Genomic DNA, 13,240 nt, shown 5'->3' with positions numbered 1-13,240 from the left:
GATGAATATTGTGCGGTATCGGGGGTAGGTACAACGGAGTTACGGGGATACGTACGGGTGGAATGTCGCAAGACAAGAGCTTCGAGATCGAGACAGGCACGAAATCACGGCGGCGGTTCATCCAGATCGCCGGCGCGGCCGGGATGGCGGGGATAGCCGGCTGTGGCGGTGACGGCGGCGACGGCGGCGACGGCGGCGACGGCAGTGACGGGAGCGACGGCAGCGACGGCAGCGACGGCGGAGGCGGCGGCGCGGCGTCGATCGAGACGCAGTTCTGGGAGGAGTGGCCGGTCGAGTCGAAGGGGTCCGACGTCAACGACGAGGCGATCCAGTTCGAGTACACCGCGGTCGAGGGGGAGACCGTCCCCCAGGTGGACACCCACTTCGCGCAGGCCGAGACCCCGTGGATGCGGGAGTTCGCGCTCCTCGTCCAGCAGTCGATGAACGACATCGGCGTCGGCGTCAACCTGATCAACGTCCAGCCGAGCACCCGGTACGGGGAGTTCTGGCGGGCCGACATCGGGCATCCGGTGCCGATAACGATGAACCTCCACGGGCCGGACCCACAGCGCGGGCTCGACCCGAACCCGTTCCTGATGCGGGCGCACCCGGAGACGGGCGGGAACTACTACAACTACAAGAACGACGAGGTCACGGAGCTGTTAGACGAGCAGGCGTCGACGATCGGCGACACGGAGGCGCGCGCCGAGATCTGCCACGAGATCCAGCGCAAACTCAACGAGGACGCCTACCTCATCGCGGCGAACTTCCCGGAGGTCATCACGGTGGCCAACACCGCCGACTGGGAGGGGTACGTGCCGACCCCCGGCAACGGGACCACGCGCGACTCGTTCATCTGGACGCAGGTCAACCTCCAGCCGCAGGGCGACTCGACGACCTGGGTGAAGGGGGTCACCTCGGGGATGCAGGGGACGAACCTCCCGTTCTCCAGCGGCGGTCAGGAGGAGAAACGGCTCCTGAACGTCTACGACGGGCTCTTCGACGCCTCGCCGCAGCTCGAGATCGTCCCCGCCCTGGCGACGAACGCCGACGTCGTCGACGACACCACCGTCGAGATGGACCTCAGAGAGGGCGTCGAGTGGCACGACGGCGAGTCGTTCGGCCCGAGCGACGTGAAGTTCAGCGTCGAGTTCTACAAGGAGCACAACGCGCCCCAGCAGGCCGCATTCATCCGGACGATCGACTCCGTGGAGGTGCTCTCGGAGACCGGCGGCGGCCGCGTCCGGTTCAACCTCACGGAGCCGGACGCCGCGTTCCTTACCCAGCGGGTCGTCCGCAGCGCCATCATCCCCGAGCACCGCTGGTCGGACGTCGACAGCCCGAGCGAGTACAACCCCGAGAACCCGGTCGGGACCGGGCCGTTCTCGTTCGTCAACTGGGAGCAGGGGGCGGAGCTCCGCTTAGAAAAGCACGAGAACAACTGGATGTGGGACGACGACGTCCGCGAGGAGCTGCTCGGGGAGTACTTCGTCCCCGGCGACGGGATCGACGAGATGGTCCACGCCAACGTCGGGAACGTCTCCACGCTCATCGGCGCGATGCAGTCCGGCGACATCGACGCCATCGGGACGACGGTCTCGAACGCGCAGGCCGACCGCGCGGCGAACCCGAGCGGCGTCGAGAAGCAGACGTCGCGGAACTACGTCCCCACGGACGTCCACCTCAGTCACCTCGTCCCGCTGTTCCGGGACAAGACGTTCCGCGTGGCGCTGTCGCACGCCTTCGACAAGGAGGGGTTCGTCGAGAACACGCTCGGCGGTCGCGGCGAGGCGATCGAGGGGCAGAACCTGATCACGCCGCTTTTGACCCCCTACCACGGCGAGACCGAGCCGTACGAGTACGACGTCGACGCCGCTCGAACGATGCTCCAAGAGGCCGGGTACACGTTCGACGGCGACGACAACCTCGTCTGGCCGGAGGGCGACGCGTGGGACGCCTTCGCCGAGCGCGTCGAGAACGGGCACGCGTCCCGCGCTGACCTCGACCAGCCGGACTTCTCGTAGAGGACCTCCAACTATCCATGAGTTTTCGACGATTTTTAATAAAGCGCACCATCATCGCGGCGTTGCTGACCCTGATCGCCGTCAGTATCATCTTCGCCACGCTGCGCCTGCTGCCCGCCGACCCGTTCAGCGCGCTCGTGGCGTCGGGGTCGTTGACGCCGGAGGAGGTCGAACAGATACGGGCGATGTACGGGCTCGACGACCCGATATACGTCCAGTACCTCAGGTACGTCCAGAACCTGTTCACGTTCGAGTTCGGGATCTCGCTCACCCAGCAGCGGCCGGTCGGCGAGATCATCATCCCCGCGCTGGTCAACACGCTCGTGCTCCTGCTGCCGGCGCTCGTCGCGACCGCGATAGTCAGCTCCCTCGCCGGGATGTACGCCGGCTGGAACCGCGGGTCGTGGTTCGAGCAGTCGAGCATCGTCGTGACCACGGTCTTCCGGGCGACGCCGATCTTCGTGACGGGGATCTTCCTGCTCATCATCTTCTCGTACGGGTTGGGGTGGCTGCCCGCCTTCGGGATGCGGAGCTCGCTGGCCAACCCCGACGGGTACGTCGAGACGTTCGTCTCGGTTGACTTCCTGCGACACTACATCCTCCCGTTCACCGCGACGGTGCTGTTCTACAGCGGCGACTTCCTGATGCTCGCGCGCAACTCGGTCGTCGAGCGGAAGGGGTCGGAGTTCCTCATGCTCCACCGCGCGAAGGGGCTCTCTGAGATGGCGCAGCTGGGCCGGGCGGGGCGGAACTCGCTGCTCCCGCTCGTCACCTACTTCGCGCTCCGGACGGGGATGCTGTTCCAGGGAGTGATCACCTTGGAGGTGGTCTTCGCGTGGCCTGGGATCGGTCGCGCGCTCGTTCAGGCGATCCTCAACCAAGACTACCCGACCGTCCAGGCGGCGGTGTTCATCATGGCGCTCGCGGTCATCGTGATGAACCTCACCGCCGACCTGGCGTACGCGAAACTGGACCCGACGGTCGAGGCAGGTGACGTCTAATGTCAGGATACACCATCGACACCGACACGGCGAGGGAACGGATCCGCTCCGAGCTCGAGCGAGCGGGACGCACGCTGCGCTTCGTGCTGCGCGACAACGCGGCGAAGGCCGGCTTCGCCGTCATCGTGGTCTTCGGGTTCCTCGGCGTCTTCGGCCCGTACCTCGCCCCGTACCACCCGATCGAGGACACGCTCCAGCAGGGCGGGTCGATGATGCGGCTCCAACCCCCCGGCGGGAAGGCCCTGTTCGGAACGACGTCGTTCGGAAAAGACGTGTTGAGCCAGTTCCTCGCCGGCGCGCGGCCGACGCTGATCGTCGGCCTGTTCGGCGGCGTCGGGACGGGCGTCCTCGGCTTCCTGGTCGGGCTCACGAGCGGCTACTTCGGCGGCCGCGTCGACGAGTTCCTGATGCGGCTGACCGACCTCACCTTCGCGCTCCCGTTCCTGCCGATGGCGCTGGTGATCCTCTCGTTCGTGACGCCGAGCGTCTGGCTCATCACCGCCGTGCTCGTCGTCTTCCTGTGGAAGATGCCGGCGCGGGTCATCCGCTCGGAGGTGATGACGGTCAAGGAGCGGACGTTCGTCAAGTCGGCCCGCGCCAGGGGCGCCGGCCACATGCGGACGATGTTCCTCCACGTGGCGCCGAACGTCCTCGGGATCGGGTTCCTCTACACCGCGTACGCCGTCGGCTGGTCGATCGTCGCCGGGGCCTCGCTCGCGTTCCTCGGCTTCGGCGACCCGACGACGACCTCCTGGGGGCGGATGCTCCAGCAGGTGTTCCGGTCGGGCGCGATCCGCGTCGCATGGTGGTGGGTGCTGCCGCCGGCCATCGGTATCGGCGCCGTCACGACGGGCGTCTTCCTGGTCGGACGGGCGTTCGAGGAGATAGTTAACCCCGACCTACAGACGGAGCAAGAATGAGTCTACTCGAAATCAACGACGTGAAGATCACGTATCGGATGCCGGGCAACGACGTCCACGCCGTCAACGACGTCTCGTTCTCGATCGACGAGGGGGACAACTACGGGCTCGTCGGCGAGTCCGGCTGCGGGAAGTCCACGCTGGCGAAGTCCGTCCTCGGACTGTTAGACGACAACGGCGAGGTCCGCCGAGGGAGCATCCGGTTCGATGGGCGGGAGCTGCTCGACCTCTCCGAGCGGGACTGGCAGTCGGTCCGCTGGGAGGACATCGCCTACATCCCGCAGAGCGCGATGGACTCGCTGGACCCGGTGATGACGGTCGGCGCGCAGATCCGACAGGCCATCCGCGAACACCGGGACGTCTCGAAGCGAACGGCGAACGAACGCGTCGCCGAGGTGTTCGAGATGGTCGGTCTTGACCCCGACCGAACCGGGGACTACCCGCACCAGTTCTCCGGCGGGATGCGCCAGCGCGTCACCATCGCGATGGCGCTCGCACTGGACCCCGACCTCCTCATCGCCGACGAGCCGACGACCGGGCTGGACGTCATCGTCCAGGACAAGATCATCGACAAGCTCATGGAGATCCAAGCGGAGATCGGCAGCTCCCTGCTCCTGATCACTCACGACGTGGGCGTCGTCGCCGAGACCTGCGACGAGATGTCGGTGCTGTACGGCGGGAAAGTGATGGAACAGGGCGACACGGACCGGATCTTCAGGGCGCCGACCAACCCCTACACGATCGGGCTGAAGAACGCCTTCCCGGAGGTCGACGAGTTCGACGAGCAGGCCATCTCGATCCCCGGATCACTCCCGGATCTCACCCAGGAGCCGACGGGCTGCGTGTTCCGCAACCGGTGTCCCTTCGCCACCGAGGAGTGCGAGCGGAGCCACCCGCCGCTGGCCGAGGTCGGCGGACAGCTGTCCGCCTGTCACTACGCCGACCGGGCCGACGAGATGCGGGAGGAGGCCGCCGACCCCGCAACGTGGGGGATCGACGTCCGCGACGAGAGCGACAGGTCGAGCGGCGTCGGGGATACCATCCTCGAGACGCGGGGGCTCGAGAAGTGGTTCCAACAGCCGCAGGGCATCTTCGACGACCTGCGCGGCGCCGATCCCGACTACGTCAAGGCCGTCAACGGCGTGGACCTCACCGTCCGCGAGGGCGAGATCGTCGGGGTCGCCGGCGAGTCCGGCTGCGGGAAGTCGACGCTGGCGGAGGTGATCGCCGCGCTCCAGGACCGGACTGGCGGCGAGATCCTGATCGAGGGGACGCCGGTCGACGAGCTCCTCGGGAGGAACACGAAGGAGTTCCGCTCGCGGGTGCAGTTCATTTTCCAGGACCCGTTCGACTCGCTGAACCCCCGCCAGCGGGTTCGCGCCGCGGTGTCGGAACCCCTGAAGATCCAGGGCCACGACCGCGAGACGATCGACCGGCGCGTCAGGCAGACCGTCGAGGACGTCGGCCTCGAGCCGGCCGAGAAGTACCTCGACCAGCTCCCGGCCCAGCTGTCGGGCGGGGAGCGCCAGCGCGTCGCGATCGCGCAGGCGCTCGTGCTCGAACCGACGCTCTTGATCTGCGACGAGCCGGCGTCGATGCTCGACGTCTCGCTGAAGGCCAACATTCTCAACATCCTCAGAGAGAAGGCCGACGAGCGCGACATCGGGATCGTCTACATCTCGCACGACCTCGCGAGCCTCACGCAGATCGCCGACCGCCTGGCCGTGATGTACCTCGGTCGGATCGCCGAGATCGGGGCGACGAAAGACGTCGTCACGGACCCGAAACACCCCTACACGGCGTCGCTGCTGGCGGCCTCGCCGAAGACCGACCCCGACGTCGACAGGCAGCGGGTGCTGTTACCGGGGGAGCCGCCGAATCCGGTGAACCTCCCCGACGGGTGCAACTTCGCGCCCCGGTGTCCGAAGGCCGACGAGACGTGTCGCGGCGAGGAGCCGACGCGGTCGACGTTCGCGGACGAGGGGCACGAGGCGGCCTGCTACCACCCGGTAGAGGACGTCGAGTCCGAGCTGTTGGACCGCTACGCCGAGGCCAGAGAGGAGGAGGTCGGCGAGATCGTCGAGGAGGAGCTGACGCTGTAGTCCGCCGCGGCGGCGATCGTCTCGCTTCCGTTTCGGTTTTCACCGCTTCTCCGTTCGAGCCCCGAACCCCGCTCACTCGCTCGTCCGGACCAGCGCGTCGACGGCCAGGGGGCCGTCGGGCGTGACGACGACCGGGTTGAGGTCGAGCTCGGCGACCGCGTCGACCGAGGCCGCCAAGTTCCCGACGTTCACGAGCAGGTCGACGACCGCGTCGACAGAGAGCGGCGCGTCCCCGCGCCGGTCGGTCAGCAGGTCCGCGAGCGCCGTGGCCTCGACGGCGCGGCGCGCGTCGGCGCGAGAGAACGGTGGGACGAGCGTCGCGGTCTCGTCGAGCGCCTCCACGAGGACGCCGCCGGGCCCGACCGTGACCAGCGAGTCGAACACGTCGCCGGAGGCGACGCCGAGGATCGCCTCGACGCCGTCGCCGGCCATCGGCTGGACGAGCACGCCGGCCACGTCGGCCGCGTCGACGCGCGCCAGCGCGGCGTCCGTCACGTCGTCGTACGCCTCCCGGACCGCCGCGGCCGAATCGAGGCCGAGCTCGACCGCGCCGGCGTCGGTCCGGTGCGGGAGCGCCGGCGAGTCGACCTTACAGACGACCGGAAAACCGATATCGCGGGCGGCCGCGACGGCCTCGTCGGCGTCCGTCGCCACCCGGGTCTCGACGACGGGGACGTCGTAGGCGTCGAGGAGCGGCTCGGTCTCCCGCCACGTCAACACGCGTCCCCGGGGGAGCTCCGAGTCGGGCGCGTCGACGCCGCCCTGCGCTTCGAGGGCGCTCGCGAGGGCGGCCCTGGACGGCCGGTCGGCCAGCCGGTCGCGGTCGGCGGCGTACTCGGCGGTCGAGGCGACCGCGTCCAGACAGCGTCCCGGGTCCTCGTACACCGGCACGGACTCCCGCAGGCGGGCGTACGGCGGCGTCGCCGTCGGGTCGTCCGGCTCCTTCCGCCCGGTCCAGAGGACGTACACCGGGTCGTCGGCCTCGGCGGCGATCGCCTCGAGGTCCGCGGCGATCGTCTCCGCGCGCTCGTCGACGCCGGGCAGCCCGATCGCGAACACGTAGACGTCGAAGGCGTCGTCGGCCAGCACCGCGTCGGCGATCTCGGGGAGCACCTCCGCGCCGTACCCCCGGATGTCGGCGGGGTTGTTGAACCCGCCGTACGTCAGGAGCTCCTCGATCCCGAGCAGCGTCCGCTCGGTCTCGCCGTCGATGGCCGGCAGCGACAGGCCGCGCTCGGCGGCCATGTCCGCGAGCAGGCTCGCGAGGCCCCCGCTGGTCGAGGCGACGCACACCCGGTCGCCGTCGGGCGTCCCGTACGCGGCGTGCGCGCTCGCTCGCGAGAGCAGATCCGGAACGTCCGGGACCCGCTGGACCCCCGTTTGGTCGAAGGCCGCGTCCCACGCGTCGTCGCGCCCGGTGAGCGATCCCGTGTGCGACAGCGTGGCCGCCTCCGCGAGGTCCGACCGGCCGACCTTCACCGTCAGCACCGGCGTCCCGTTCCGGACCGCGCGCTCGGCGACGCGCATGAACCGCTCCGGCTCGTCGATCCCCTCGACGTAGGTGCACACCACGTCGACGGTCTCCCGCTCCGCGAGGTACGCCACGTAGTCCGTCAGCGTCAGGTCGGCCTCGTTGCCCGTCGAGACGATGTGGCTGAAGTGGAGGTCGCGGTCGGCCGCCCGCTCGAAGAAGGTCGTGAACGCCAGCGCGCCGGACTGGCTAACGAGCCCGATCCGGCCCGGTTCGGGCTCGCGCGAACACGTCGAGGTGAGCGTCGCGCCGCGCGAGTTCATCACGCCGATGCAGTTCGGCCCGACGACGCGGATCCCGGCGTCGGCGGCGGTCGCGGCCAGCCGCGCCTCGAGTTCCGCTCCCTCGTCGTCGGCCTCCGAGAACCCGGCGGAGAGCACGAGCGCGACCGGGACCCCCCGCTCGCCGGCCGCGGCGACGACTTCGACGACGTACTCCCGCGGGACGCTCACGACGGCCAGATCGACGGTTTCGGGCACGTCGGCGACGCGGTCGTAACACCGGCGGCCCCACACCTCCTCTCGGTTCGGGTTGACAGGGTACAGGTCGCCGTCGAACCCGTAGTCGAGGAGGTTGTTCACGAGGTTGCCCGAGTAAAACGAGTCGGGGCTGGCTCCCACGACCGCCACCGACTCCGGATCGAAGAGCGGATCCAGGTCCGGCACGGCGGGCGTCGCGTCGGCGCTCGACTTGACGACCGAGGCGTCGTCTCCTGACATGCACGTCGATCCCACGGGAATCCGCCTGAACCTGTTCCCGAACGCCCCCAATATTCATCATCCTTTATTATAGTCGGGAGTCACGTCGGAGGGAACGACATGGAGATACGCACCGTCGAGGCGATACCGCTCCGCCGGGAGCTCGACGAGCGGTTCGCGAACGCCCAGAAGTGGATCTCCTCGCGCGAGTACTGTCTGGTGCGGGTCGAGACCGCGGACGGGGCCGTCGGCTGGGGGGAGTGTTGGGGACCGATCGCCGGCACCCGCGAGGTGATCGACGAGCGGATCGCCGCGCTGCTTCGCGGGCGCGACGCCGCGGCCGTCGAGTCGATCCACGAGGACCTGGTCTTCGACCTCCGGTCGGCGTACCACTCGACGGTCCCGGCCGGCGCCGTCAGCGGCGTCGACCTCGCGCTGTGGGACCTCCGCGGGAAGGCGGCGGGCGCGTCCGTCGCGACGCTGCTCGGCGGCGCGCGCCGCGACGCGGTCCCCGCCTACGCCACCGGGCACTTCTGGCCCCCGGTCGACGAGTTCGACGAGCTCGAGGCGGCGGTCGTCGCGGAGGCCGAGTCGCACGTCGACGCCGGGTTCGACGCGCTCAAGCTGAAGATCGGCACGGAGCGCCACTTCGGCTGGGGGCCGGACGCCGACGTGGAGCTGGTCCGAGCCGTGCGGGAGGCCGTCGGAGACGACGTCGCGCTGATGGCCGACGCGAACCACGCGTACGACCTCCCCGCCGCCCGCCGGGTGGCCGACGGGCTCGCCGGACTCGACGTGCGGTTCTTCGAGGAGCCGCTCCCGCCGGAGCGGATCGAGGCGTACGCGCGGCTGAACCGAGACGCCGAGGTTCCGATCGCCGGCGGGGAGTGCTGGGCGTTCGCGCCCGATTTCAGACGCGCGGTGAACGCCGGCGCGGCCGACGTCCTCCAGCCGGACGTGACCAGCGCGGGCGGGCTGACGTCGGCACGCCGGGCGGCGGAGATCGCCGACGCCGCCGGCCTCGCGACCTACCCGCACGTGTTCGGGAGCGCGGTCGCGCTCGCCGCGAGCCTCCAGCTGCTCGCGACGCTGCCGGGGTCGCCCCGACTGGAGTTCGACCGCACGCCGAACCCGATCCGCGAGGCGCTCGCCGTCGGCCCGATCCGGAACGAGGGCACCGAGGTCCCCGTACCGGACGGGCCGGGGCTCGGGGTCGAGATCGACCCCGAGACGCTGGCCGAGTTCCGGGTCGACTGAGGCGGCGGAGGTCGACTGAGGCGGCGGAGCTACTCAAACAGCCAGAGGGCGACCGAGATGCCCGCCGCGACGGCCAGCGTCGCGGTGAGGAGCCAGAACGCCGGCTTGAACCCGGCCGTCTCCGAGAGGTATCCGACGAGGGCCGGAGAGGAGGCGCCCGCGATCATCAGGAGCGTGCGCACCGCCCCGAGGCCGCCGCCGGCGACCGACGCGGGAAAGACCGACATCAGGTACGCGCTGCGGACCGGTCGGTAGCCGTGCGACCCGAGTCCGAGACAGACGATCGCCGCGCCCAACAGGACCGGGTCTCCGAGGTCGGTCAGGAGGATGACCGAGCCGAGGCCGGTCGCCGCGAGGCCGAGCGTGAACGCGATCATGGGCAGCTCTCCCGTCCGGTCGCTCAGCTCGCCGGTGAGCAGCTGGACCAGACTCACCGCGAACAGCGCGCTGAACAGCAGGTTCGCCGTGGTCGGCTCGAGTCCGGCCTCGCGCGTGAGGTACAGGGGGAGGAAGGCGAACGCGGCGTTGAACGCGAACGAGAACAGGACCGTCACCGCGACGAACGCCGAGAACCGCGGGTTCCGAAAGAGTGCCGCGTACTCGCGGACGGGGACGTCCCCGCCGCCGCTCGTCGCCCCGCCGCCGTCGGTCTCCGAGATCCGTGTGGGGACCCGGACGACGAACGCGGCGGTCACGAGTATCCACGCGACGCCGGACGCGAGGAACGTCGTCCGCCAGCCGGCACCGAACACGCCGGGAAGCCCCGCGAACGCGACCACCGCGGCGGGGGCCGCGACGCCGCCGAGGCTGCCGAACGTGTCGAACACGCCCAGCGTCCGTCCGGTCCGGTCGGGATACGCCCGCGAGAGCAGCCGCACGCCGACCGTCTTGAGCGTGCCCGTGCCGGCCCCGATAATCAGCATCCCGGCGACGAGCACGGCGAACGGCGCGTCCACGGCGAGCGCGAGCGCTCCGACGGCCGCGAGCGCCGACCCCGAGGCGAGGACGATCACGGAGCCGAACCGGTCCGCGAGCAGCCCGGACGGGAACTGGAGGACGGCGTAGACGAGGAGGAGCCCGCTGAACAGGGTCCCGAGCCCCGCCGCCGAGATCTCGTAGACGCCGGCGATCCGCTCGAAGAGCGGCGGGAACGCGAAGCGGACGAACTTCCCCAAGAACCACAGCGTCGACGTGAGGACGACCGCGTCGAACCGCCCGAGTCGACCGAGCGCCGATCGGTCCACGTCTCGTCACCACCTCCGCTCCCGCGGACCGGCGTCGGTCTCTTCCCCGGCGTCCAGCGGACCGAGGGATCGGCGACGGCCCTTCCGCCTCTCGATCGGACGGACGGGGGGCGGTCGCTCGACGGGCATCGTGGCGAGCGGTTCGACCCCAGCGTTCATAATGGTACTGAATGCTATGATCGTCCGTGATGGTTTCGCGCGAGCGCAGGGGATCGACTCTCGCGAGGGGCGAGGTCGGTCGCCCGAGCCGTGACACCGCCAGACCGATCGGGGGAGCGTCCCCGTGACGCTCCTCGACGTCGACGATCTGACGGTGCGATACGAGGCGCAGGACGGGACGCTCCACAGCGTGACCGGCGTGTCGTTCACCATCGACGACGGAGTCAACTACGCGCTGTCCGGCGAGTCGGCGTCCGGGAAGTCGACCACCGCGAAGGCCATCCTCGGTCTGCTCCCCGACCACGCGGTGATCGAGTCGGGCGAGATCGAGTTCGAGGGGCGGGACCTGCGGTCGCTGACGCCCTCGGAGCGACAGGACCTCCTCTGGGAGGAGATCGCGTTCATCCCCCAGACGGCGATCGACGCGCTCGATCCGGTGATGTCCGTCGGCGCGCAGATCCGACAGGCGATCCAGACCCACCGGGAGATCTCGGAGCGGAACGCCCGCCGCCGCGCGCAGGAACTGTTCGAGACGGTCGGCCTCGACCCCGACCGAGTCGGCGACTACCCGCACCAGTTCTCGGACGGGATGCGCCAGCGAGTCGTAATCGCGATGGCGCTCGCGCTGGAGCCGAAGCTCGTCGTCGCGGACGAGCCCACGACCGGACTGGACGTCATCGTCCAGGACAAGATCATCGACAACATCCTCCAGATCCAAGCGGAGACCGACAGCTCGCTGCTGTTGATCACCCACGACCTGAGCGTCATCGCGGAGACCTGCGACGAGATGTCGGTGCTGTACGGCGGGACGGTGATGGAGCAGGGTCGCGTCGAGAACCTCCTCCTCAACCCGTCGAACCCCTACACGATGGGGCTGAAGAACGCGTTCCCCGCGCTGGACGACGACGCCGACGGGCTGGTTTCGGTCCCGGGGAGACCGCCGCAGCTGGACGCGAAGCCGACGGGCTGCGTCTTCGAGCCGCGCTGTCCGTTCGCGAGCGAGGAGTGTGAGACGACGACGCCCGACCTCCGCGAGCTCCCCTACCGGAAACAGCGCGTCGCGTGCCACAACGCGGAGCGAGCGGTCCCGATGCGACGGGAGGCCGAGGACGCCGCCACGTGGGGCGGCGCCGCGGAGGGGTCCCGCCCCGACACCGACGACGCCATCCTCGAGGTCGAGGGGTTACGCAAGTGGTACGAGAGCTCGGAGTCGCTCCTCGGCCGGCTCCCCGTCGACGGCGTCTCGCCGACGGTGACCGGGTTCACGAACAGCCTCAGCCGGTGGTACGACCAGCGCGGCGAGATCCTCCGAGACGTGCTCGGCGGGGGCTCGCACATCCGCGCCGTCGACGGGGTCTCCCTGTCGGTCTCGCGCGGCGAGATACTGGGCGTCGTCGGCGAGTCCGGCTGCGGGAAGTCCACGCTCGGACAGACCCTCGCGCTGCTCGAGGAGCCGACGGACGGCGGGTTCACGTTCGACGGGCGGTCGCACGAACACTACCGGGACGGGAACCTCCAGTCGTTCAGACAGAAGCTCCAGATCGTCTTCCAGAACCCCTACGAGTCGCTGAACCCCCGGATGACGGTCGAGACTCTGGTGAAGGAGCCGCTCGCGATCCACGGGTATCGGACCGACGAGCGCGACGCGGCGGTCCGAGAGACGCTCGAACGGGTCGGGATGGCCCCCGCCGAGCGCTACCTAGACAAGTACCCGAACGAGCTCTCCGGCGGCCAGCGCCAGCGGGTCGCCATCGCCCGGGCGCTCGTCATCGACCCCGAGTTCCTCATCTGCGACGAGCCGGCGTCGATGCTCGACGTCTCGCTCCAAGCGGAGGTGCTCAACCTCCTCCGCTCGCTGGCCAACACCGAGGACATCGGCGTGCTGTACATCTCTCACGACCTCGCGAGCCTCACACAGATCGCCGACCGGCTCTCGATCATGTACCTCGGGCGGTTCGCGGAGACGGGGCCGACGGAGCAGATCGTGACCGACCCCAAACACCCGTACACGGAGGCGCTGCTCGCGGCCGTCCCGGAGACGGATCCGCGAGGGAGCCGCGACCGGGTCACCCTCGAGGGCGAACCGGCCGACCCGGAGGGGTCACCGGAGGGATGTCGGTTCGCTCCCCGCTGTCCGAAGGCCACCGAGCGCTGCCGGGAACGGGAGCCCGCACTCGGCGCCTGGGTCGGCGACGACCACTTCGCCGCGTGTTTTCACCCGAGCGAGGAGTCGAGGATCGACGAGCCCGCCCGGGTCGACGAACCGATCGACGTCGACTGACCACCCGAGCGGCGTCGACTAAC

8 protein-coding genes are annotated in these 13,240 nt (G+C 69.7%); 6 read left to right on the top strand and 2 right to left on the bottom strand.

Annotated elements, in window-relative coordinates; translation table 11 throughout:
- Positions 1–62 precede the first annotated feature (62 nt).
- The 4 genes from B4V06_RS10905 to B4V06_RS10890 are packed head-to-tail and all read left to right on the top strand — an operon-like array spanning position 63 to position 6,047.
- Complete coding sequence (locus B4V06_RS10905) at positions 63–2,024, top strand: ABC transporter substrate-binding protein (protein ID WP_123113921.1); 1,962 nt, start codon at positions 63–65, stop codon at positions 2,022–2,024.
- Between the two features lie 17 nt (positions 2,025–2,041).
- On the top strand, positions 2,042–3,025 hold the full coding sequence (locus B4V06_RS10900; RefSeq protein ID WP_123113920.1) for an ABC transporter permease: 984 nt from the start codon (positions 2,042–2,044) through the stop codon (positions 3,023–3,025).
- Entirely contained in the window at positions 3,025–3,945 is a 921-nt protein-coding gene (locus B4V06_RS10895; protein ID WP_123113919.1) for an ABC transporter permease, read from the top strand. Before B4V06_RS10900 ends, B4V06_RS10895 begins: the two co-directional genes overlap by 1 nt.
- Complete coding sequence (locus tag B4V06_RS10890; RefSeq protein WP_123113918.1) at positions 3,942–6,047, top strand: dipeptide ABC transporter ATP-binding protein; 2,106 nt, start codon at positions 3,942–3,944, stop codon at positions 6,045–6,047. The genes B4V06_RS10895 and B4V06_RS10890 overlap by 4 nt, the downstream gene beginning before the upstream one ends.
- 72 nt (positions 6,048–6,119) lie before the next feature.
- Here the strand turns inward: B4V06_RS10890 and B4V06_RS10885 are convergent, their stop codons facing one another.
- Positions 6,120–8,297, bottom strand: coding sequence for an acetate--CoA ligase family protein (locus B4V06_RS10885; RefSeq protein WP_498169816.1), 2,178 nt, complete (start codon positions 8,295–8,297; stop codon positions 6,120–6,122).
- A gap of 99 nt (positions 8,298–8,396) precedes the next feature.
- Between B4V06_RS10885 and B4V06_RS10880 the strand changes: the two genes are divergently transcribed.
- Entirely contained in the window at positions 8,397–9,533 is a 1,137-nt protein-coding gene (locus B4V06_RS10880; protein WP_498169814.1) for a mandelate racemase/muconate lactonizing enzyme family protein, read from the top strand.
- 29 nt (positions 9,534–9,562) lie between these two features.
- Here the strand turns inward: B4V06_RS10880 and B4V06_RS10875 are convergent, their stop codons facing one another.
- On the bottom strand, positions 9,563–10,777 hold the full coding sequence (locus B4V06_RS10875; protein WP_498169812.1) for an MFS transporter: 1,215 nt from the start codon (positions 10,775–10,777) through the stop codon (positions 9,563–9,565).
- A gap of 283 nt (positions 10,778–11,060) precedes the next feature.
- On the opposite strand from B4V06_RS10875, the gene B4V06_RS10870 reads away from it, so the two are divergent.
- Positions 11,061–13,217 (top strand): dipeptide ABC transporter ATP-binding protein, encoded by a 2,157-nt coding sequence (locus B4V06_RS10870; RefSeq protein ID WP_123113914.1) that lies wholly within the window; start codon positions 11,061–11,063, stop codon positions 13,215–13,217.
- Positions 13,218–13,240: the final 23 nt, after the last annotated feature.

The organism is Halorubrum sp. B53, from assembly GCF_059752395.1.
This window is presented reverse-complemented; position numbering and strand designations above follow the sequence as displayed.

What these genes read in the sequence shown, in the direction of transcription:
- B4V06_RS10905 (WP_123113921.1), top strand. Translation starts at nt 63, where the DNA reads ATGTCGCAAGACAAGAGCTTCGAGATCGAGACAGGCACGAAATCACGG.
- B4V06_RS10900 (WP_123113920.1), top strand. Translation starts at nt 2,042, where the DNA reads ATGAGTTTTCGACGATTTTTAATAAAGCGCACCATCATCGCGGCGTTG.
- B4V06_RS10895 (WP_123113919.1), top strand. Translation starts at nt 3,025, where the DNA reads ATGTCAGGATACACCATCGACACCGACACGGCGAGGGAACGGATCCGC.
- B4V06_RS10890 (WP_123113918.1), top strand. Translation starts at nt 3,942, where the DNA reads ATGAGTCTACTCGAAATCAACGACGTGAAGATCACGTATCGGATGCCG.
- B4V06_RS10885 (WP_498169816.1), bottom strand. Translation starts at nt 8,297, where the DNA reads ATGTCAGGAGACGACGCCTCGGTCGTCAAGTCGAGCGCCGACGCGACG.
- B4V06_RS10880 (WP_498169814.1), top strand. Translation starts at nt 8,397, where the DNA reads ATGGAGATACGCACCGTCGAGGCGATACCGCTCCGCCGGGAGCTCGAC.